Annotated in this window: 20 protein-coding genes; 8 read left to right on the top strand and 12 right to left on the bottom strand. The window is 72.8% G+C overall.

The genetic code is table 11. The features are described 5' to 3' along the window. The first annotated feature begins 106 nt into the window (after positions 1–106). From coxB to QOZ88_RS03370, 4 genes are read left to right on the top strand one after another with little or no spacing between them, the layout of a single operon-like run. Complete coding sequence (gene coxB, locus QOZ88_RS03385) at positions 107–733, top strand: cytochrome c oxidase subunit II (RefSeq protein WP_305998385.1); 627 nt, start codon at positions 107–109, stop codon at positions 731–733. Further along, the gene (locus tag QOZ88_RS03380) at positions 730–3285 is read left to right on the top strand and encodes a cbb3-type cytochrome c oxidase subunit I (RefSeq protein ID WP_305998384.1); all 2556 of its coding nucleotides are present in this window, start codon (positions 730–732) and stop codon (positions 3283–3285) included. Before coxB ends, QOZ88_RS03380 begins: the two co-directional genes overlap by 4 nt. Further along, complete coding sequence (locus tag QOZ88_RS03375) at positions 3282–3752, top strand: hypothetical protein (protein ID WP_305998383.1); 471 nt, start codon at positions 3282–3284, stop codon at positions 3750–3752. Before QOZ88_RS03380 ends, QOZ88_RS03375 begins: the two co-directional genes overlap by 4 nt. Further along, positions 3743–4660, top strand: coding sequence for a cytochrome c oxidase assembly protein (locus QOZ88_RS03370; RefSeq protein WP_305998382.1), 918 nt, complete (start codon positions 3743–3745; stop codon positions 4658–4660). Before QOZ88_RS03375 ends, QOZ88_RS03370 begins: the two co-directional genes overlap by 10 nt. On the opposite strand, the gene QOZ88_RS03365 is transcribed toward QOZ88_RS03370, so the two are convergent. From QOZ88_RS03365 to QOZ88_RS03355, 3 genes are read right to left on the bottom strand one after another with little or no spacing between them, the layout of a single operon-like run. Beyond that, on the bottom strand, positions 4626–5096 hold the full coding sequence (locus tag QOZ88_RS03365; protein WP_091929516.1) for a heme-degrading domain-containing protein: 471 nt from the start codon (positions 5094–5096) through the stop codon (positions 4626–4628). The genes QOZ88_RS03370 and QOZ88_RS03365 overlap by 35 nt on opposite strands. Before the next feature lie 9 nt (positions 5097–5105). Then, positions 5106–5453: a putative quinol monooxygenase gene (locus QOZ88_RS03360; RefSeq protein WP_305998381.1), complete on the bottom strand. Its 348-nt coding sequence runs from the start codon at positions 5451–5453 to the stop codon at positions 5106–5108. Between the two features lie 12 nt (positions 5454–5465). Further along, the gene (locus tag QOZ88_RS03355; protein ID WP_305998380.1) at positions 5466–6662 is read right to left on the bottom strand and encodes an FAD-dependent oxidoreductase; all 1197 of its coding nucleotides are present in this window, start codon (positions 6660–6662) and stop codon (positions 5466–5468) included. A 123-nt stretch (positions 6663–6785) separates the two neighbouring features. Between QOZ88_RS03355 and QOZ88_RS03350 the strand changes: the two genes are divergently transcribed. Then, on the top strand, positions 6786–7445 hold the full coding sequence (locus tag QOZ88_RS03350; RefSeq protein ID WP_305998379.1) for a TetR/AcrR family transcriptional regulator: 660 nt from the start codon (positions 6786–6788) through the stop codon (positions 7443–7445). Positions 7446–7547: 102 nt separating this feature from the next. On the opposite strand, the gene QOZ88_RS03345 is transcribed toward QOZ88_RS03350, so the two are convergent. Genes QOZ88_RS03345 through QOZ88_RS03320 form a run of 6 tightly spaced genes read right to left on the bottom strand, consistent with a single transcriptional unit; the run spans position 7548 to position 13543 of the window. Next, the gene (locus QOZ88_RS03345; protein WP_305998378.1) at positions 7548–8723 is read right to left on the bottom strand and encodes an alpha/beta hydrolase family protein; all 1176 of its coding nucleotides are present in this window, start codon (positions 8721–8723) and stop codon (positions 7548–7550) included. Positions 8724–8744: 21 nt separating this feature from the next. Then, positions 8745–9485: an SDR family NAD(P)-dependent oxidoreductase gene (locus QOZ88_RS03340; RefSeq protein ID WP_305998377.1), complete on the bottom strand. Its 741-nt coding sequence runs from the start codon at positions 9483–9485 to the stop codon at positions 8745–8747. Continuing rightward, the gene (locus QOZ88_RS03335) at positions 9482–10444 is read right to left on the bottom strand and encodes a fumarylacetoacetate hydrolase family protein (RefSeq protein WP_305998376.1); all 963 of its coding nucleotides are present in this window, start codon (positions 10442–10444) and stop codon (positions 9482–9484) included. Before QOZ88_RS03335 ends, QOZ88_RS03340 begins: the two co-directional genes overlap by 4 nt. Continuing rightward, positions 10444–11382 carry a VOC family protein gene (locus QOZ88_RS03330; protein WP_305998375.1) on the bottom strand — a complete coding sequence of 313 codons (939 nt, stop codon included), beginning with the start codon at positions 11380–11382 and terminating at the stop codon, positions 10444–10446. The genes QOZ88_RS03335 and QOZ88_RS03330 overlap by 1 nt, the downstream gene beginning before the upstream one ends. A gap of 13 nt (positions 11383–11395) precedes the next feature. Then, positions 11396–12526 (bottom strand): FAD-dependent monooxygenase, encoded by a 1131-nt coding sequence (locus QOZ88_RS03325; protein ID WP_305998374.1) that lies wholly within the window; start codon positions 12524–12526, stop codon positions 11396–11398. Between the two features lie 18 nt (positions 12527–12544). Further along, complete coding sequence (locus QOZ88_RS03320) at positions 12545–13543, bottom strand: cyclase family protein (protein ID WP_305998373.1); 999 nt, start codon at positions 13541–13543, stop codon at positions 12545–12547. 86 nt (positions 13544–13629) lie between these two features. Between QOZ88_RS03320 and QOZ88_RS03315 the strand changes: the two genes are divergently transcribed. The 3 genes from QOZ88_RS03315 to QOZ88_RS03305 all read left to right on the top strand — a co-directional run bounded on the left by QOZ88_RS03315 (position 13630) and on the right by QOZ88_RS03305 (position 17077). After that, on the top strand, positions 13630–14589 hold the full coding sequence (locus tag QOZ88_RS03315) for a LysR family transcriptional regulator (RefSeq protein WP_305998372.1): 960 nt from the start codon (positions 13630–13632) through the stop codon (positions 14587–14589). Positions 14590–14674: 85 nt separating this feature from the next. Continuing rightward, entirely contained in the window at positions 14675–15934 is a 1260-nt protein-coding gene (locus QOZ88_RS03310; protein WP_305998371.1) for an MFS transporter, read from the top strand. A 96-nt stretch (positions 15935–16030) separates the two neighbouring features. Beyond that, positions 16031–17077, top strand: a complete 1047-nt coding sequence (locus QOZ88_RS03305) for a YihY/virulence factor BrkB family protein (RefSeq protein ID WP_305998370.1) — start codon at positions 16031–16033, stop codon at positions 17075–17077. A 57-nt stretch (positions 17078–17134) separates the two neighbouring features. On the opposite strand, the gene QOZ88_RS03300 is transcribed toward QOZ88_RS03305, so the two are convergent. From QOZ88_RS03300 to QOZ88_RS03290, 3 genes are all read right to left on the bottom strand, one after another. Then, positions 17135–18613: a GGDEF domain-containing protein gene (locus QOZ88_RS03300; protein WP_305998369.1), complete on the bottom strand. Its 1479-nt coding sequence runs from the start codon at positions 18611–18613 to the stop codon at positions 17135–17137. A 165-nt stretch (positions 18614–18778) separates the two neighbouring features. Beyond that, positions 18779–20308, bottom strand: coding sequence for a DUF2252 family protein (locus QOZ88_RS03295; RefSeq protein WP_305998368.1), 1530 nt, complete (start codon positions 20306–20308; stop codon positions 18779–18781). A gap of 64 nt (positions 20309–20372) precedes the next feature. Beyond that, complete coding sequence (locus QOZ88_RS03290) at positions 20373–21236, bottom strand: siderophore-interacting protein (RefSeq protein ID WP_305998367.1); 864 nt, start codon at positions 21234–21236, stop codon at positions 20373–20375. Positions 21237–21336: the final 100 nt, after the last annotated feature.

Below are 21336 nucleotides of genomic sequence, written 5' to 3'. Positions count from 1 at the left end.
TGACCTGTGTTCCGTCGGCCGGCGTGCTGCGTGGCTCGCCGCCGTCCTCGGTCCGCGCATCGCCCTCCGGGCGCGCCGGCCGGTCTGCTGGTGCGGCAGGCCGCCGGTGAACGGGGACAGCAGCGGCAGCCTCGATCCGAAAGGCCCTCGGGCGGAGTCGATCGCCGACACCTGGTGGCTGATGCTCGGGCTGGGCGTCGCCGTGTTCGTCCTCTTCGCCGTCCTGCTGGCGATCGGGCTGTTCCGCCACCGGCGCGAGGGGGAGGCGCCGCCCTCGGAGCGGCGCTGGATCGTGGGCGGTGGCGTGGTCCTGCCGGTGCTCGTCCTGGTCGTCGTGTTCGGCGCGACGATCGCCGCGATGCGGACGCTCGCCGAGGACGCCCCGCCCGGAGCGCTGGTCATCGAGGTCACCGGTAACCAGTGGTACTTCGAGGTCGCCTACCCGGACGCCGGGGTCACCACGGTCGACGAGCTGCACCTGCCGGTCGGCCGGCCGGTCGAGTTCCACCTGACGTCGGCGGACGTGATCCACGGCTTCTGGGTGCCGGAGCTCGGCGGCAAGATGGACATGCTGCCCGACGGCGTGAACGTCCTCGTGCTCCAGGCGGACGAGCCGGGGGAGTGGGGCGCCCCCTGCGCGGAGTTCTGCGGGTTGGAGCACGCGAGGATGCAGGTGCACGTCGTCGCGGAGAGCCCCGAGGACTTCGCGGCGTGGATCGAGAGCCAGCAGTGAGCGCAGGCACCGGAGCCAGGGACCCGGGGCGGTACACCCCCGAGGTCACCGACCCCGCGACGGCCGAGGAGCTCGACCGGCTGTGGGACGACCCCCCGGGGTTGCGCGGCCAGCTGACCGGCGTCCAGAACGACCTGGTCGGCAAACGCCTGCTGCTGACCGGGTTCTTCTTCCTGCTCCTCGGCGGCAGCTTCGACTCGCTGGTCATGCGGCTGCAGCTCGCGTTCCCCGAGCAGGAGCTGGTCAGCCCGCAGTTCTACAACGAGCTGTTCACCAACCACGGCTCGGTGACTATGTTCCTCGTCATCCTGCCGATCTTCGAGGGTTTCGCCATCCTCATCCTGCCGTCGATGCTCGGCAGCCGGGAGATGCCCTTTCCGCGTCTGGGCGCCTTCTCCTACTGGACCTTCCTGTTCGGCGGGCTGCTCTACTACAGCAGCGCGCTGTTCCAGCTGGTGCCCGACGTCGGCTGGTTCGCCTACGTGCCGCTCTCCGGGCCGGAGTACTCGCCGGACCTCGCGGTGGACTTCTGGATCCTCGGGCTCGGTGTCGCGGAGGTCGGCGCCATCGCCGCCGGCGTCGAGATCATCATCGGCATCCTGAAGATGCGGGCGCCGGGCATGACCCTCACCCGGATGCCGCTGTTCGCGTGGGCGTTCCTGGTGATGGCGTTCATGATCCTCTTCGCCTTCACCCCGCTGATCATCGGCAGCCTCCTGCTGGAGCTCGACCGCGGGTTCGGCACCCAGTTCTTCGATCCGCAGCAGGGCGGCAGCTCGCTGCTGTGGCAGCACCTCTTCTGGATCTTCGGGCACCCCGAGGTCTACATCCAGTTCATCCCCGCGGTCGGCGTCGTGGCGATGATCATCCCCGTCTTCGTCCGGCACCGTCCGGTCGGCTACCTCTGGTTCGTCGCCTCGCTGGTCGGCATCGGGTTCCTGTCGTTCGCGCTGTGGGCGCACCACATGTTCGCCGTCGGGCTGCCGCCGCTGGTGCTCAGCTTCTTCGCCGCGGCGAGCATGGCGATCTCCATCCCCGCGGGCGTCCAGATCTTCTCCTGGCTGGCCACCATCTGGGCCGGCCGGCCGGTGTGGAAGACGCCGTTCCTCTTCACCATCGGCTTCCTCATCATCTTCGTGATCGGCGGGATCACCGGCGTGATGGTCGCCTCGGTGCCCTTCGACCTGCAGGCGCACGACACCTACTTCGTGGTCGGCCACCTGCACTACGTGCTGATCGGCGGTGTGGCCTTCCCGATCTTCGCCGGCGTCTACTACTGGTTCCCCAAGTTCACCGGCAAGCTGCTGGACGAACGGCTGGGCAAGTGGAACTTCTGGCTGCTGTTCACCGGTGTCAACGTCGCCTTCCTCCCCATGCACCAGGTCGGTCTGATGGGGATGCCGCGCCGCGTCTACACCTACGCGTCGGGTCAGGGCTGGGACATCTTCAACCTGATCTCGACGATCGGGGTGCTCATCATCGTGCCCGGCATCGGGATCTTCGTGTGGAACGTGGTCCGCACGATCCGGCGCGGGGAGCCGGCCGAGGCCAACCCGTGGGGCGCCGACACCCTGGAGTGGGCGCTGCCGTCACCCGGCAAGCAGCACAGCTGGACGGAGTTGCCGATCGTGCGCAGCCGGCACCCGCTGTGGGATCAGGAGCGGCTCGACCGGGGCGACCCGCAGCTGATGCACTTCGTGCGCGGGCTCGGGCAGTGGCCGCTGAAGTGGCGGGCGGCGGTGGTGGTGGGCACGGCGGACGCGCGCCCCGTGGAGGTGTTCCGGGTCTCCAACCCCTCGATCTGGCCGCTGGTCACCGCGATGGGCGTGGTCCTGATCTTCCTGAGCGAGCTGGTGAAGCTGCGGTGGGGGGCCGGCGTCGGTGCGCTCATCATCATCGCCGCCGTCATCGCCTGGAACTGGCCGCAGCCCCCGCCGATGACCCCGGACGAGGAGGACGAGTTCGAGCGCGAGTACGGCGTCCCGGTGAACGCCCACGGCAGCGTGATCGTCGCGCGGACCGGGACCCTGCTCGCCATCCTCTTCGTTGCGGTGGCCTTCTCCGCCCTGCTGCTCAGCTACTTCTACCTCCGGCTGGAGAACCCGCAGTGGCCGGCGGCGGGCGTCGGCGACCCGCCGCTGCTCCAGGCGTCGATCGCCGCGGCGCTCGTCGTGGTGAGCGCGGCAGGTGTGCCGTTCGCGCGCCGGCAGATCGCCGGAGGGGACATGCGCGGTTTCCGGGGCGGGCTGTACGGCGCGCTGGTCCTCGCCGGTGGTGGGGTGGCGCTCCAGGTCACCGACCTGGTGCAGCTCGAGGTGGGGTGGACGGCCCACGCCTACGGCTCGATCTTCTACACCCTGGCCGGCTTCGTGCTCGTGGTCGCGGCGGCCGCGCTCATCATGCTGACGATGGTGGTCTTCTGGGCGTCCCGGGGCACCTACACCTATCGACGGCACGCCCCGATCGCGAACGTGGCCCGCTTCTGGGTGGCCATGGCCGTGATCTGGGTGGTCGGCTTCGGCACCCTCTACCTCGGGCCGGTGCTGACGTGACCACCCCGGATCCCGGGCGGGCCCGACCCCTCGCCCCGGAGGAGACGGCCACGGCCGGCGGCGGCACGCCCGCCCCGGTCGACGTCTCGGTCGACACCCGGGCGGTGACGGCGGTCGTCGTCTTCCTCGCCGGCCCGGTGATCAGCTCCGTCCACTTCATGCTGGTCTACCTGGTGACGGAGGCCGGCTGCACCGGCGACGGACCGGGGCTGGACGCCTTCGACCCGCCGGTACCGACCGTCGTCACGCTCGTGGCGACGGTGGTGGCCGCGCTGGCCTGCGTGGCCACCGCGTGGTGGGCCTACGCCCGGTGGCGGGCGCTGCGGCGCGCCCGCCCCGAGGCGGACGTCGAGGAGCTCGTCGACCGGCGGCCGCTCGCCTTCGGCGGCTTCCTCCTCTCCCTGCTGGGCCTGGCCACCGTGCTGTTCGTAGGACTGCCCGCACTGTTCCTGGGGGCGTGCGCGTGATCCTGGCCCATGCCGACGAACCGCTGGCACCCCACGACCTGTGGTGGGCGTGGCACGCCGACCCGCTGACCCTCGGGGGTCTCCTGGTGGCGGCCGTGGTCTACCAGCGCGGCCGGTCCTCGAACAGGGCGGCCGAGGCCTGGCGGCCGAGGTGCTTCGGTGCCGGGCTCGTCGCGCTCGCCGTCGCGCTACTGTCACCGGTCGACGCGCTGGGGGGCGTGCTGGCGTCGGCGCACATGGTCCAGCACCTGCTGCTCACCCTGGTCGCCGCACCGTTGCTCGCCATGAGCGCACCGGGCGGCACGCTCCTGCGCGGCAGCCCGGACGTCGTGCGCCAGGCGATCCTGCGGTGGCGCCGACGCCGGGGGCTGGCCGCCGGGGTGCACGCACTCCGGCACCCGGTCCCGGCCTGGCTGCTGCACGTCGGGGCCCTCTGGGCCTGGCACGCCGGCGTGCTCTACGACGCGGCGCTGGAGAACCCGGTGATCCATGCTGCCGAGCACGGGACCTTCCTCGTCACCGGGGTGCTGTTCTGGCGGACCGTCGTCGGCGTCCGGGCGGCGCGGGTCCCGGCCGGGCTGGGCGTGCTGCTGCTCTTCGGGATGTCGATGTCGAGCGCGCTGCTCTCGCTGCTGCTCGTCTTCGCCCGGACCCCGTGGTACTCCGGCTACGCGACGACGACCCAGGTGTGGGGCCTCGAGCCGCTGGCCGACCAGCAGCTGGCCGGCGCGATCATGTGGGTCCCCGCCGGCATCGTCTACGTCGTCGCGGCCCTCGCGCTGCTCGTCGCCTGGATCCGCGGCACCGAGGACGGCGGGACGCCGCCACCGCTGCGGTCCACCGGACCCGTTCCCGCGTCACGGCCGGGAGGGATCACCGCCGGAGGTGCTCCCGCAGCGTCTCGGTGACCATCCGGTGGTCCTCCAGCTGGGGGAGGCCGGAGACGGCGACGACGCCCACCGCCCCGACGTCCCGGACCAGCATCGGGAAGGCGCCGCCGTGCGCCGCGTAGAGCTGCGGGTCCAGCCCGAACTCTGCCTCGAAGGTGGTGCCCCGCTCGATGCTGTCCTGGCGCACGTGGAGCGAGCTGTGCCCGAACCGGTGCACGACCCGCGACTTCCGCTCGATCCAGGAGGCGTTGTCCGGCGTGGCCCCGGGGAGCGCCACGGAGAAGAGCCGGTGGCCGTTGCGGGTGATCTCGACGGCGACCGGTGCGGCGTCGCGGCGCGCGGCGGCCACCAGCGCGCAGCCGAGCACCCAGGCGTCCTCGTTGGTGAACGAGGTGAGCTGGAGCTCCTGCTCCTCCGCGGCGAGCTCGGCGAGGGTGGGGAAGGGCTGCGTCATGGGTCCTTCCTACCGTCCGGCGGGTTCCGCCGGACGGCCCCGTGAGCCGTTCGCACGGGCGAGGCCCACGGAGGGTCCGGCCTCCGCGACGTCGTGGAAGGACATGACCGGTTCACCGGTCACCAGGCCGGGCGCCACCCGGAGGAACTCCCGCGTGTGGTCGTGGGTCATGTGCTCGTCCAGAGCGGCCCGGTCCGCCCACACCTCGATGCTGAGGATCCGATCGTCGTCCTCCAGGTCCGCGGCGAAGGAGTACGCCAGGCAACCGCCGTCGGTACGGGTGGCGGCGGCCATCGTCCTGGCGGCGTCGAGCAGCTCGGCGCGACGTCCGGGCGCGGCCGTGGCGCTGCCGATCACGATCAGCACGGTTCAGCCCTCGATCAGCGCGAGCTGCTCGTTGATCTCGCGGGGGTTCGAGTCGCCGGCCATCCTCTGCAGGAACGACGTGTGGTCGAACACGAAGTCGCGGACCGGCCGCAGTGGGGCCGGGGCGTGGTGGAAGACCTTCCCCAGCACGTAGGCCATCTGTACCTGCTTGGCGGTGTGCGGCTTGCGCGGGTCCTCGTAGGACTGCAGCGCCTGCCGCACGACCGCGAGGTCGGTGAGGTCCACGCCGCGGAGGGCGACGCCGAGGAAGTAGCCGTCCTCGATCGACATGCCGGCCCCGTAGGCGGCGTAGGGCGACGTGGGGTGCGCGGCGTCGCCCACCAGCGTGGCGCGCCCCTTCGACCACTGCCTCAGCGCCGGCCGGTCGCGCAGCACCCAGCGCTGGACGTTCTCCGGCTCGGTCGCGGCGATCAGCCCCGGGAGCGGCGCGGGAAAGCCGGCGGCCAGCTCCGTCGCCGCCGCCTTGAGGTCGGCCGGTGCCGGGGCGTCCGGGTCGGTGGACGTGAGGACCCACCACTGGTGGCCGTCGCGGCCCTTGTGGCGGATGGAGGTCCAGCTGCCCTGGACGGTCCGGCTGTGGGTGAGGACGCACCTGTTCGGCACGGTGCCGGCGACGTCGTCGAACGTGAACCCGCCGAAGATGTGGAGGCGGTGCTCGCGCTTGGGGGCGTCGCCCCAGAGCGTGCGGCGGACGAGGGAGTCGATGCCGTCCGCGCCCACCAGGACGTCGTGCTCGGCGGTCGTGCCGTCGGCGAAGTGCAGGGTCACCGCGCGGCCGTCCTGCTCGATCCGGTCGACCTGCTGTCCGAACCGGAGGACACCCGGCGGGATGGCGGCGAGCATGCGCTCGTACAGCTCGGGTCGGAGCAGTCCGATGAAACCCCCGCCGAACGCCTGCTCCACGTCCTCGTCGAGCTTCACGTCCACGCGGACCTTGCCCTGCATGTTGCGGAACTCGGAGTGGGTGGGCGCCCCGAGGTCGGTGGTGTTCACCCCGAGCGCGCGCAGCGCCTTCAGCGGCGGCGGCCACAGGTTGAGGATGTTGCCGGCCGGCCGGGCCTCGCGGTAGCGCTCGTAGACGACGGCGTCGTGGCCGGCCGTGAGCGCGCCGAGGGCAGCGGCCATGCCGGCGGGGCCTGCGCCCAGGACGGCGACGCGTCCGGCGGGGGAACGGGTCATCGGGCACCTCGACGGGGGGATGCGGAAACCGTAGTGGGCACTACAGTCAGTCCGGGACTGTAGTGCCCGTCACGTTCCTGTCAAGGGGCGTCACGGGGAGCCGGGAGGGGGAAGGATCACGCCGTGACCGACGCCGTCCTGCCTGCCGACCTCGAGGTGCGCCCGCCCAAGCAGCAGCGCAGCCGCGAGGCCTGGAACCGCGTGCTCGACGCGGGGGTCGCGATCCTCGAGGACGCCGGGTACGAGGCCTTCACGATCGCGGCACTCTGCGAGCGCGCCGCCGTCGCGCCCACGGCGATCTACGCCCGCACCACGAGCAAGGACGCGCTGTTCCTGGCCGTGTACGAGCACGGGATCGGCCGGTTGCGCGCCGAGCAGGGCGTCTTCGCCGACGGGGACCGGTGGGCCGGCCTGGCGCCCGCCGACCTGGTCCGTGCCGCGGTCGGCGAGATGGTCGGCATCTCCCTCCGCCACCAGCGGTTCCTGAAGGCGATCGTCCTGCTGTCCGCGGCGCACGAGGAGGTGCAGCGGCGGGGCGACCGGTACGCGCGGGAGCTCGGCGACGGCTTCACCGCCGTGGTCCTCCGGGCGGGGGAGGCCATCGCGCACCCGGAACCGGAGGCCGCGGTCCGGTCCTGCTTCGGCACGGTGTTCGCCGCGACGATGATCCGCGTCGCGTACGGCCCGGCCTTCGCGACGCCGTCCCCGCTGGACGACGACGCGTTCGTGGCCCACCTGGGCGAGACGGCGGTCCGCTACCTCCTGGCCCACGCGCCGGGCTGATCGACTCGGATGGTGTGCCGACCAGGCCGTCGGGATCGCCGGTGTGGTCGTCGTCGACGACGACGCGGCCGAGCGGGACCACCCGCCGCAGGAGCGGCGCGGTCAGCGCTTCAGCTCGGCGAAGGTGTCGGCCACCCAGTCGGCGATGAAGGTGCTGACGTACGGCAGGTGGTCGAGACCGATGTGCTCGGTGGCGCCCTCCTGCGGGGTGAAGACCCGCAGCTCGCGCTTGGGGGAGTTGACGGCCTGGTCGTAGGAGCGGTGCGCCATCTCCAGCGGGATCTGCCGGTCGTTCGCGCCGTGCGCGATGAGGAACGGCACGGTGATCTGCTCGACCACACCGTCCAGGTTCACCGCGTCGGCGAAGTCGAGGAACGCGTCGAGGTGGTGCTCGTCGCCGTCCTTGCCCCAGACCCACAGGACGTGCTCCCAGTAGTGGGGGACCGGCCGCTCGCCCTCGCGCTCCTTGCGACGGCGCTGCACCGCGCCCCAGTCGTGGTTGGCGCCCCAGGCCACGCAGAGGGCGAGCCGCTTCTCGAAGGCGGCCGCCCGGGGGGCGTAGTAGCCGCCCAGCGACCAGCCGACGATGCCGATCCGGGCGGCATCGACGTCGTCCCGCTGCTCCAGCCAGTCCACCGCCGCACCCGCCCAGACCTCGGTGTCGATCCGCGCGGTCAGCCCCTGCAGCCGCAGCGCCTCGCCGGTGCCGGGCTGGTCGAGCATCAGGCAGGAGATGCCGCGGGCGGCCAGCTCCTCCCAGTGGTTGGAGGCGTACATGTGCTCCTTGGTGGAGTCCAGCCCGTTGACCAGCACGATCACCGGAGCCGGGCCGTCGTCGGTGGCCGGAGCGGCGCTGAAGTACGCCGGCAGGGTGGTGCCCTCGTACGGGATCTCGACGCGGGAGACCCGTGGGCTGTGCAGCTCGAACGCCTTCTGCGCGATCTCCAGCATGCGTCGGTAGGTGGGCACCCGGTTGGGGTCGGAGTGGGCCAGCATCCGCTCGGCCTGGGCGAGGTAGTTGCTGGCGCGGAACCACAGCTGCCCGGCGGTGCGGGTGTGCCCGGCCTTCTCGGCGTCCTCCGCCTGGGCCACCAGCTGGTCGGTCAGCGCACGCCAGGCGCGCAGGAACTCCGGTGTCCCGGCGTCCTCGCCGGCGTTCGCGGCGTCCTTGATCGGCCGGCAGGCCCGGTCCATCTCGTCGATGAGGCCACCGGAGTTCAGCGTCGCGACGACACCGAGGTTCCAGGTGTAGGGGCCGGTGGGGAAGTACTCGAACACGTGCGTTCCTCTCGGAGTGGTTCAGGAGGCGGTGCGGACGGCGTCGCTGATCGACTTCACGCCGCCGTGGGCGGTCATCCCGCCGTCGACGGGGATCTCCGCACCGGAGATGAAGGTGGACTCGTCGCTGACGAGGAAGAGCACGAGCGGCGCGACCTCGTCGACGGTCCCGGTGCGGCCGAGGGGGGTCTCGGCGACGTTGGCGGCACGGAAGGCGGGTGCCGCCGAGGCGGTCATCGGCGTCTCGATGTAGCCGGGGTGCACGGTGTTGACCCGGATGCCGCGCGGGCCGAGCTCCAGGCACGCGGCCTTGGCCAGCCCGCGCAGCGCCCACTTCGACGCTGTGTAGGCCACCGGATAGTGACCGGTCAGGGCGGCGACCGAGCCGACGACGACCACCGAGCCGCCGGCGGTCATCAGCGGGGTGAGCGCCTGGACACCCAGGAGCGTGCCGGTGACGTTGACCTCCGACACCCGGGCGAGGTCGGCCGGGTCGAGGTCGGCCAGCCGTGCCCGCCAGGTGATGCCGGCGTTGGCGACCAACCCGTCCACCCGGGCGAGGCCGGCGGCCAGGGCTGCCCATGCCGCGGCGTCGGTGACGTCGAGCTGCCGGTACTCGACCCCCGGCAGCTCCTCGACCGGCTCCGGACCGAGGTCGCAACCGATCACCGTCGCGCCCTCGGCGGCGAGCAGCCGCGCCTCGGCGGCGCCCTGGCCCTGCCCGGCGCCGGTGACGACGACGACCTTCCCCGCGACCCTCACGACGCGCGCATGCGGGCCCGCGACCGGGGCCGGGCCGGGGCCACCGGTGGCAGGTCCAGGCCCTCGACGACGCGGTTGCGGATCGTGCCGAGGCCCTCGACGGTCATCTCGACGACGTCGCCGGGCCGCAGCGGCGGGGGAGCGGCGGCGCCGTGCCGCCCCCACAGCTCGGCCAGGCAGCCGCCGTTGCCGCAGGTGCCCGAGCCGAGGACGTCGCCCGCGCGCACCTCCGTGCCGCGGGAGGCGTAGGAGATCAGCTCCTCGAACGGCCAGCCCATGTTGGACAGCAGGTCCTGGCCGAGCTGCTCGCCGTTGACCGACACCCGCATGTCCAGCGCCAGGAAGCCGTCGGCGTCGCGGTAGGGCTCCAGCTCGTCGGCGGTGACCAGCCACGGGCCGAGGGTGGTGGCGGAGTCCTTGCCCTTGGCCGGCCCGAGCTTGACGGCCATCTCGCGGAACTGCAGGTCGCGCGCGGACCAGTCGTTGAAGATCGTGTACCCGAACACGTGCTCGCGGGCCGTCTCGGGGGTCAGCGAGGCGCCGTCCCGGCCCACGACCACCGCGACCTCGAGCTCGAAGTCGAAGCGCTGCGACCCCGGCGGCACCGCGACGTCGTCGTGCGCTCCGATGAGCGCGTACGGGTTGGTGAAGTAGAACGTCGGCGCCTGGTACCACTCGGGTGGGACGGTCTCGCCGCTCGGCAGCACCATCCCCTCGACGTGCTCCTCGAAGGCGACGAAGTCGCGGACGGTCGGGGGCGTCAGCGGCGGCAGCAGGCGGACCGACTCCAGCGGCACGGCGGGGCGGTCGAGAGCAGCGGCGCCCGCCTCGAGGGCCGCCGGCAGGCCGGCCCGGACGAGGTCGAGGATGCTGCGGCCGTCGGGAAGGGCGTGCAGGCCGGCGGCTTCCACCACGCCGGCCTGCACGCGGCCTTCCGCCTCCCAGGTGGCGAACCGCATCAGACGGGAGGAGCGACGAAGAGACCCTTGTCGGGGTCGTTGAAGGACTTCTGCGCGACGAACTCGTTCATGGCGTTCGCCGTGCCCCACTGGTCGCTGACCTCGGGGTTGCTGATGTCGTAGAGGTGCGGGTGCCAGGTGTCCTCGTCGAGGGTCTCCAGCTCGGTCGTGTACTCGACGGTATTGCCGTGCGGGTCGAGGAAGTAGCTGAAGGTGTTGTTGCCGGCCAGGTGCCGGCCCGGGCCCCAGATCTTCTCCACGCCGGCGCGCAGCAGCCTCCCCGTTCCGCGCATGTACTCGTCGATGCCGCGCATCTCGAAGGAGGCGTGGTGCAGCGACGGGTGCGGCCCGCGGGCGATGGCCATGCTGTGGTGCCAGGCGTTGGTGCGCAGGAACCACATCATGTTGCCCATGCGGGGGTGCATGAGCGTGTCCGACAGGGAGAAGCTCAGGTGCTTGTCGTAGAACGCGACGGTGCCCTCGGGGTCGGTGGAGTTGAGGACGACGTGGGAGAGGCGGACGGGGATCGACTCGCCCTCCTCGATCGCGCGGTGCTGCCGCACCGCGACGTCGGAGCTCACCTCGATCGTGCGGCCCTCGTTGTCGAAGAACCGGAAGCCGTAGCCGCCGCCGGGGGTCTGCAGGTCGGTCGGCTCGTGCACGAGCTGCACCCCGTCCGCGGCGAGCTGACCGGCCAGGGTGTCGACGTCGGCCCGGTTCGCGGCGCCGAACGAGATCAGGTCGATCCGCTTGTCGGTGGCCTCGCGCAGCCGCACGATGTACTGCTCCGGGGACCCCTCGGCGGCCAGGAAGGCCAGGCCGGTGTCGGTGTGCTCGGGCGTCAGGCCCCAGATGCCGGAGTAGAAGTCGAGCTGCGTGGCGAAGTCGGGCACGGCCAGGTCGACGTGCCGCAGGTGGGTGATCAGGCGCTGGGTCATGGATCCGGTCTTCCTACGCGGGCTGGCTGGTGAGCATGGCGATCGAGCGCATCAGCGACGGGATGTCGCCCTGCACGTGGTCGAGCTGCCACTGGGCGAGCTGGTCGGACGCCTCGACCACCGTCTTCGCGCGTCCGAAGCGGCGGGCCATGAAGGCGTCCCAGAGGTCCTGGTCCAGCACGTCGCGCTCGACCAGCAGCTCGGCGAGGACGACGGCGTCCTCCAGGGCCATGGCGCCGCCCTGCGCGATGGTGGGCGGGCAGGTGTGCGCGGCGTCGCCGATCAGGACGACCCGCCCGCGGTTCCACGGCTCGTCGAGGACGTGGGTCTCGAACCAGGTGTAGTTCAGCCGGGACGGGTCGGTCAGCGTCTCGCGGATCTCGTCCCAGGGCCCGTGGTAGGCCTCCGAGAGCTGCTTCATGGTGGCCAGCTGCTCGTCGGGGGAGAGGGCGCTGCGGTCCTGGGCGTCCTCGACGATGTAGGCGTAGAGGGTTTCGTCGCCGGTGGGGCAGTAGCCGGCGATGTAGGACGGACCGCCGTAGTAGAGATCGGTCCGGGTCACGCTGGCCGGGCGCGGCCCGAAGGCGCGCCAGATCCCCATGCCGACCGACTTCGTCTCCAGGTTGACGCCGAGCGCGCGGCGGGTCCAGGAACGGACCCCGTCCGCGCCCACGACGAGGTCGTACCGACCGGTCGAGTGGTCGGCGAAGGAGACGTCGACGCCGGCCTCGTCCTGGGCCAGCCCGGTGTGGGTCGTGCCGTACCGCAGCTTCACGCCGACCTCGGTGGCCCGCTCGCACAGGATGCGGGCCAGCTCGGGCCGGGGCATGCCCATGGCGGCGGGCAGGTCCGGGCCCCCGGTCCTGGCGTCGGGGATCTCGGCGACCACCGTGCCGTGCGGGTCCGGGGCACGGATGCCGGTGACGTCGAAGGCGTAGCCGGCGGCCTGCACCTGGTCCCACACGCCGAGGGAGCGCAGCTCGCGCAGGGCGTTGCCCTGGAGCGTGATCCCGGAGCCGATCGTGGCGATGTCCGGCTTGATCTCGAGGAGGTCCACGGCGACACCGGCCTCCGCCAGGTGGATCGCGGTCGCGGCGCCGGCCAACCCGGCTCCGACGACGAGGACGTTGTTCACGGCAGGCATGTGGTCTCCTACGTCGGTCTACTTGACGGCGATCGGGTTGACCGGGGCGCCGACGGCGCCGGTCACGCGCAAAGGGGCCGCGGTGAGCCAGAAGTCGTACCGGCCGTCCTCGGCGCAGTCGGTGGCGAGCGCGTCGAGGTCCCACATCTCGCCGATGAACAGGCCCATGTTGGGGATCGCGACCTGGTGCAGCGGCTGGAAGGCGACGTCGAACTCGATGGGCCGGACCTCGAAGCCCCAGGTGTCGGTGGCGATGCCGGCGATCTCGCTGCCGTGCAACCAGTCGGCGGTGGTGAACGACAGGCCGGGCGCGGCGCCGCCGGCGTAGTCCCCCCAGCCGCGTCCCTCGGCGATGTCCCGCCGGGCCCGGGTCAGCCGCCCGGTGCGCACCAGGAGCAGGTCGCCCCGGCCGACGCGGGACGACCCGCCCTGCGCAGCGATGGTGGCCTCGAGGTGCTCGGCGGTGATGGCGAAGCCGTCTGGCAGCTCGCCGTCGGTACCGATCGTGCGGCCGACGTCGAGCAGCACGCCGCGGCCGGCGATCAGCGCAGCGGTGGTCTCGATGCCGGTCACCGAGTCGCCGAGGCTGGTGACGACGTCGCCGGCGCGACGGCCGTTCCAGGCGAAGCCGTGGTCGAAGATGTGCCCCAGGCCGTCCCACTGGGTGGAGCACTGCAGGGGCATCGAGATGACGTCGTCGGCGCCGCCGATGCCGTGCGGGAAGCCCTGCACGCCGCGCTCGGCGTCGGTGCCGGTGTCGGTCATCGTGTGCACGGGGTTGGTCCGGCGCCGCCAGCCCTTCTGCGGGCCGTCGGTGTCGAAGGGCTGCGACAGCGAGAAGCTCGCACCCCGGCGGACCAGGGATGCGCCCTCGACGCGCTTGTCCTCGGTGAGGAAGTTCAGCGTGCCCAGGACGTCGTCGGCGCCCCACCGGCCCCAGTTCGAGCAGCGCTTCGCGGCCGCGGCGATGGCGCCCTCGGGGTCGCTGCGGTCGAGGCTGTCGGAGTTCGGCTGCACGGTCCTGACGGTGGCGCAGCCCACACGGGTGAGGGAAGACGAGATGTCTGATGACATGCATCAGCGCCGTCGATAGCGTGGCCGGCGTGAACCTGGCGAGCCTGGACCTCAACCTGCTCGTCTCGCTCGACGCGTTGCTCCAGCAGCGCAGCGTCACGCGGGCCGCAGCCCAGATGGGGCTGAGCCAGCCGGCCCTCTCGGCCTCCCTGGCCCGCCTCCGCCGCCACTTCGACGACGAGCTGCTCACCCGCGTCGGCAACGAGTACCGGCTGACGCCGCTCGCGGTGCAGCTCAGGGAGCTGGCGCGGATCGCCCTGTCGGGTGTCGAGCGGGTGTTCTCGGCCCAGCCGGAGTTCGACCCGGCGTCCTCGACCCGGGAGTTCACCCTGCTGGTCAGCGACTACGTCGTCGCGGTGCTCGGCGACACCGTGGCCCGGCTGCTGGCCGAGGAGGCGCCGCACACCCGGCTGCGGCTCAGCACGCACTCCCCGGCGGTCGTGGACCGGGCCGAGCAGGCCCTGCTGTCCGCGGACCTCATCCTCCTCCCGCCCGGCTTCCTCACCGATCTGTCCCGCCGGGACCTGTACCGCGACCAGTGGGTCTGCGTGGTGGCCGCCGACAACCCCGTCGCGGACGTGGGCCTGACCGTGCAGGACCTGGAGACCCTCCCGTGGGTGGCCACCTACCACGGGCCGACGGCGTCGACGCCGGCCGCGCGGCAGATGCGCATGCTGGGGATCGAGCCGCAGGTCCAGGTCGTCGTCGAGAACTTCCTGACCGTGCCGGCGCTGATCGCCGGCACCGACCGGATCGCGCTGCTGCAGCGCAGGCTGGTCGACCTGCTGCCGCTCGACATCGGCATCCGGGCGCTGCCCTGCCCCTTCGACGCCGGCCCGCTCATCGAGTCGATGTGGTGGCACCCCGTCTTCGACGACGACCCCGAGCACGTCTACCTCCGGGACCTTGTCGTCCGGGCAGCCGACCTGGCGGCGGGAGGGTGGTCGACCGGTATCGATCAGGCTGATGCCGGTCAGCACGAGAAGTGATTTCCGCTCGGGGCCCGGCGTGCTGACACTTCACCGCCAGTGATGCCGGTCACCCGGACCGGCACGCCCGTCGATGGAGACGCCCGTGTCGGAGAACGTCCTGAGCCCTGAACGGCCGGCCGAGGAGCCGCTCGCCGGTGAGGTCGCCGTCGACCCCGCCACCGGCCGCCCGGCCGGCCGCGCGCAGGCGCTGGTCCTGCTGCTGTCCAGCTGCCTGGCCGTCCTGGGTGCCGTGCTGCTCGCCCCCGTGCTGCCCCGCATCCAGGACGCCTTCGCCGACACCCCCGGGGTCGAGGCGCTGGCGCCGATCGTGCTGACCGCGCCGGCGCTGGTCATCGGCCTCACGGCCATGGTCGCCGGCCGGATCGTCGACCGGGTCGGCCGCAAGCGGCTGCTCGTCAGCTCGCTGGTCGTCTACGCCATCGTCGGGACGGCGCCGCTCTGGCTGCCCTCGCTGGAGCTCGTCGTCGCCAGCCGCGTGCTCCTCGGTCTCACCGAAGCGGCGATCATGACCTGCTGCACGACCCTGCTGGCCGACTACTTCCACGGCTCCCAGCGGGAGAAGTACTTCGGGCTCCAGGTGGTCTTCACGACCGTCGCCGCGACCATCTTCTTCGGGGTCGGCGGCGCGCTGGGCGCGGCGGACTGGCGGACGCCGTTCTGGCTGTACGCGGTCAGCCTGCCGCTCGCGGTCGCGGCCGCCACGCTGATCTGGCAGCCGGTTCCGCGGACGCAGGCGGCCGCACGTGCCGAGAAGCTGCCGGCCCTGCCGTGGCGCCGGCTCGCCGCGCCGCTGGGTGTGTCCCTGCTCGGTGGGCTGGTCTTCTACGTGCTGATCGTCCAGCTGTCCTTCAAGCTCGACAGCATCGGCGTGGTCTCGACGGCGGTCATCGGCGCCGCCAGCGCGATCGCCTCGCTCGGCACCGCGGTCGGTGGGATCCTCTTCGGCCGGCTGGCCAGGCGGGGTCCGGTGGCCCTGGTGCCGCTCGCCTTCGCCCTCTCCGGCGTCGGCATCGTCGGGCTCGGCCTTTCCTCGACGGTTCCTGCGGTGATCGCGTTCGCCGTGATCACCGGCTTCGGCAACGGGCTGATCCTGCCGTCGCTGCTCACCTGGGCGCTCAGTTCGCTGGGCTTCGAGCAGCGCGGCCGCGGCACCGGTGCCTGGACGTCGGTCTTCTTCATCGGCCAGTTCGTCTGCCCGCTGGTCGTCCTGTCGCTCACCGGCGCCCTCGGAGGCCTCGGTGCCGCTCTCGCCGTGCTCGGTGCGCTGTCCCTGGTGGCGGCCGTCGGCGTGCGGCTGCTGCGGCCGGTGGCAGGAGCCGGCAGCCCGGTCGCCGCGCACTGACCGATCCCGTCCGGCGGCCCCGCAGTCCACCTGCGGGGCCGCCGTGCGTGCGCGCACCGGTTCCGGGTAGCCGCGGACGAGGGAGGAGGTGCGCACATGGGTGTCGCCGCACGGCTGGACGCGTTCCAGACCAGGCATCCCGCGGCGGGGTTCCCGCTGGCGGTGGTCTACAAGTTCGTCGACGACCGGGGGCCGCACCTGGCCGCGCTGATCACCTACTACGGGTTCGTCTCGCTCTTCCCGCTGCTGCTGGTGCTCACCTCGGCGCTGGGCTTCCTGCTGGAGGACGACCCGGCGCTCCAGCAGCGGATCCTGGAGTCGGCGCTCTCGGACTTCCCGCTGCTGGGCCCGGCGCTGGTCGAGAACATCGGCACCTTCCGCGGCAGCGGCGCGGCGCTGGCGATCGGCGTGCTGGGCAGCCTCTACGGCGGGCTGGGCGTGATGCAGGCGGCGCAGGCGGCCCTCAACCGGATCTACGCCGTCCCCCGGTTCGCCCAGCCCAACCCGCTCCTCTCGCGGCTGCGCAGCCTGCTGCTGGTGCTGGTCCTCGGCGTGGCCGCGATCCTCTCGACCGGGCTCACCGCCTTCGTGTCGGCCTTCTCCGACACCCTGCCCGTGCCGGGGCCCCTGGTCACCGCCGTGGGCACGCTGACCGGCCTGGCGATCAACGTCGGGATCTTCCTGGTGCTCTACCAGGTGCTCACCGCCCGCCGGCTGGACTGGCGCAACGTCGCCGTGGGGGCCGCCATCGCCGCGGTGCTCTGGGAGCTGCTGCACGTGCTGGGCGCGTACTACTTCGGCACGTACGTGATGCGGTCGAGCGACGTCTACGGCGTCTTCGGCGTGATCCTCGGCCTGGTCGTCTGGATCTACCTGCAGGCGCTCGTCGTCGTGCTGGCCGCGGAGATCAACGTCGTCCGGCACCGGCGGCTGTACCCGCGGTCGCTGCTCACCCCCTTCACCGACGACGTGGAGCTGACCCGGGCCGACGTCCGTGCCTATACCGGGTACGCGCGCAGCGAGCGCTACAAGGGGTTCCAGCGGGTGGAGGCCACCTTTCGCAAGGACGCTCCGCCGCGTCCCGGCGACGTCGAGGGCTTTCCCGGCGACGTCCCGCGGGACGGGGCGCGCGACCAGCGGTAGCCGGCGTCCACGCTGCCGAGGGCGCCCGCGGCGTGGGCGGCGAGCACCCCTCTGGGATCAGGCCTTGGCCGGGACCCGGATCAGGTTGACGTAGCGGTCGGTGCGGGACTGCTTGTCGGCGTACATCCGCTCGTCGGCGCGGCGCACCAGGTCCTCCACCGAGCACGGCCGGTGGGGGTCCCAGGGCTCGGCGCCGATGGAGAACCGGAGCTCGAAGGCGGCGCTGGACCCGGCGTTGAACTCCTCGAGGGCCGCCGCCAGCCGCCGCCGGACCTCCGCCTCGTCCGTGCCGTCGCCCAGCAGGACGACGAACTCGTCACCGCCGAGCCGTCCGACCACGTCGCCCGACCGGCACGCCGCCCGCAGGACCGAGGCGGCGGACGCGATGGCGCGGTCGCCCTCCTCGTGCCCGAGGACGTCGTTGACCTGCTTGAGGCCGTCGAGGTCGACGAACACGGCCAGGCGGCGCTCGCCGCCCCGGGCGGCCCGGGCCAGCTCCTGCTCGGCCAGCTGGAACCAGCCCCGCCGGTTGTGGATCCTGGTCAGCTCGTCGGTCGAGGCGATCACGGCCATGGCCTGCTCGCGGCGCCGGCTCATGACGACGAGGGCGGTGCCGGTGATGAGGAGCATGGCCAGGACCAGGACCTCGGTGCGCAGGGCGGCGCGGTCGAGGTGCCCCTGGAAAGCCTCCCTGGTCTGGACGTTCACGGCCAGCCACGTGGTCCCGGGGATCCGCTGCCAGCTGACGACGTGGTCGGTGCCGTCATCGGTGGTGTCCGCGATGCCGTTCTCGCCGCCGGACCGCACCGCCGCGAGTGCCCGCGGGTACGGGAACGGTGAGCCGATCGCCTGCATGTCGGCGGAGCCGACCACGAGCCCGGCCTCGTCGACGATCCAGCCCTCGCCCTCACCGCTGATGACACGGTCGCCGGAGTCGTCCCGGGCGGCCCAGGCGCACAGGAAGAGCCCGGTGGACCCGTCGGACAGCGTCACGGGAGCACCGAGCGCGAGGGCGGGCTCGTCGCCGATCCGGATGATGCCGGACACCGGGAGGCGGTCCGCGCCGGCGTCGGTGAGCGCCGCGAGCAGGGGGCTGAACCCCGGGTCGGAGGGCGAGGCCGTCTCTCCCGTCGGCGCGTAGGACGCCACGACCTGGCCGAGCGGGTTGACGACGGCCGCACCGCGGTTCATCGCGTCGCCCGCGCTCACGACGAAGTCCCGGATCCGCGCGTCGTCCCGCTCGGCGGCGTCCGTCCCCGGCGTGGCGCTGAACGCAGGCACGCCCGCGCTCTCCTGCACCGCGAGGACGGAGGCCAGCTGGCCGAAACCGTCGCGGACGGCCTGCGCGGTCAGCTGGCCGACGACGCTCGTGTTCTGGACGCGGTCCGCCCGGTGCTGGTCGACGGCCAGCTCGCCGGCCTGCTGCGTGGAGAGCAGCCCCAGCGCACCCATGACGGCGACGAGCACGCCGGAGACCACGAGGGGCCCCCACCGCCGCCGCCCCGCCGTGGTCCTGCTCCGCACACCGATCGCCACCGTGCCTCCTCTGGCCGTCCCCCCTCCATCGACAGCCGGAGGCGGAGCTTGATGAGTCGGCCGCGCGGGATCCGCGCGATCTCACCCGGGGGGATGGGCTGCGCGCCCCGGAGCACGTCCGGACCGCAGCGGGCCGGGAGCCGCGGCCCCTCGGCGGCGGACCGCTCAGCGGTAGACGACGTCCACGCTGCGGAAGGCGCCGAGGGCGTGGTCGGCCGTGAAGTACGCGTGGTCCCGGCGCACCCGGTCGGCCGCCTCCTCGGCGTAGCGCAGCACGTCGTCGACGAACAGGTCGTGGCTGCCGATGGCATCGAGGATCGCAGGCTCCACGTCGTAGTCGACGTTGCCGGTCTCGTCCGACATGGCGTGGGTGTGCGCCAGCACACGGCCGCAGATCTCGGCGTACCGCTTCCACTCCCCGGTCGAGAGGGAGCCCAGGCTGATGTCGTCCCGGTAGGGCGCCCGCTCCCGCACCATGAAGCTCTGGCCGTCGACGTCGACGCTGCCGTAGAAGACGTCTCCGCTGACCAGGTGCACCCGCTGGGCGTGCCGGATCCGGTCGGCCTGACCGTCCACCTCGTAGCCCGACGGCGGCACCAGGCCGGACAGCGCCGAGCGGCGGGCGCGCTTGAACTCCAGGAGGAGATCGTCGGTGCCGTCGTCGCGCACGCCGGCGATCAGCACGTAGTAGCGGGTCAGGCCGAGCGAGGCGGTGCCGGCACCGTGCCGCTCGGCGACGTCCTTCACCCGCATCGCGCCGGCCCGCTCGGGCACCGGCACCTCGTTGTCGGCGACGAAACGGTCGACGACCTCCTGGAACTCCTCCCGGCGGCTGCTGACCGGCACCAGCTCCTCGTCGGTTCGGAAGCCGCGCCGGGTGCCGTCCAGCAGCCCGGCCAGCCAGTCGGCCCGGCCGGTCTCCAGCGTGGTGGCGATCAGCTCCCTGATCAGCTTCGGCGCGTTGTCCAGCCGGAGCTGCTCGGTCTCCTCCCTCCCGTCGGAGGCGTAGGAGGCGATCCCGGCGACGTAGCCGCGCACGAACCGTTCCGCGATGGCGCGCTGCTTCTTCCGGCCGTGGCCGGACTTCTCGGCCGCACCCAGCAGGAACCCGACGGCGCCGCGCTTGAGGTCCCACGTGAAGGGTGCGTAGTAGGCGTCGTCGAAGTCGTTGACGCCGAAGACCGGCACGTTGTCGGCGCTGGGCATCACCCCGAAGTTGCCGGGGTGGACGTCGCCGAGCGCGAGCACCGTGGGCAGCCGGGCGTCCTCGCCGACCAGGTCGCGGTAGAAGAGCAGGTTCGTGCCGCGGAAGAAGTGGAAGACCGAGCCGGCGAGCTTGTCGAACTTCGCGCGCGCCTCCAGGTCGCCGGTCGCGATCCGCGTCTCGTGGTCCTCGCGCACGGTCTCGCGCACGTGCACCCGGCGGTCGTTCCCGGTGAGCATGCGGGGGATGAGCACCATCTCGCCGGCCGCGCGGGCCTCGGCGAGCCGGCGGAAGGCCTCGACCCGGGAGCTGATCTGCCGGCGGCCCGCCGCGGGGTGGTCGGTGTCGTGCAGCGGATCGGGCTCGTGCTCGCGCAGCGCGGCGACCAGCTCGTCCTTGGACATGCGGCTGCGGCCGGGGATCCCGCGCTCGCGGGCCAGCCGCAGCAACTCGTCGCGGGCGGCGGTCGTCAGCTGCGTGTCGGAGGGCATGCCGCACGCCTACCCGCCGGTGACCGCGGCAGGCACGACGATCGTGTGACAGGTCGGCCGCCGATCAGCGGGCGGCGGCGTCCTCGGCCTCGATGGCGGCGTTCCACTCGCGCTTGCCCGACTGCCAGCGGTCCTCGGTGTCGCCCTGCCGCCAGTAGCCGGAGATCGACGTCCACGCCGGGTCCAGGCCCCGCTCCGCGCGCAGGTGGCGGCGGAGCTCCCGGATGGCATGGGCCTCGCCGTGCACGAACACGTGCCCGTCGCCGGGCGGCAGTGCGGCGGCGCGGACGGCGTCGACCAGCAGCGCGCCGGGCCCGGTGCCCTCCCGGTGCAGCCAGCGCAGCTCGACGCCGGGGCCCACGGCCAGGTCGCCCTGCTCCTCCTCGGGGCCGGCCACCTCGACGAAGACCAGCGCGCGGGCGCCGGGGGGCAGCCGGTCGAGGGCGGCGGCGATGGCGGGCAGCGCGCTCTCGTCGCCGGCGAGCAGGTGCCAGTCGGCGTCGGGCCGGGGCGCGTAGGCGCCGCCGGGCCCCATGAACTGGATGCGGTCACCGGGGCGCGCCGCGGCGGCCCACGGTCCGGCGAGCCCCTCGTCGCCGTGGTGCACGAAGTCGATGGTCAGCTCCCCGGCGGTCGCATCCCAGGCGCGCACCGTGTACGTGCGGGTGACCGGCCACTGGTCCGCGGGCAGCTCGGCGCGCACCTCCTCGACGTCGTAGGGCACGGTGTACGAGGCGTCCGCGGGCGGGAAGAGCAGCTTGACGTACCGGTCGGTGAACTCGCCGTCGGGGAAGCCGGCCAGGCCGTCGCCGCCCAGCACGACGCGGACCATGTGCGGGGTGACCCAGGAGGTGTGCACGACCTCGCCGATCCGCGGCGTCCGCTTGCGGGGCGGCCGCCCGTCGCCGGTGGGTCGTGGCTCGCTCATCGCTGCTCCGCTCCCGGTCGTCGCCGGGCGACCGCTGTACCGACCGTGCCGCCCGTCCCCGGTGCGCGGGGAGGGCGGGGACGAACGTACCGAGCGCGGC

The sequence above is a fragment of the Blastococcus carthaginiensis genome (assembly GCF_030731085.1).
In the GTDB taxonomy this organism is placed as follows: Bacteria; Actinomycetota; Actinomycetes; order Mycobacteriales; family Geodermatophilaceae; genus Blastococcus; species Blastococcus carthaginiensis.
The sequence above is the reverse complement of the archived record's forward strand: the minus strand, read 5'-3'. Positions and strand labels throughout refer to the sequence as shown.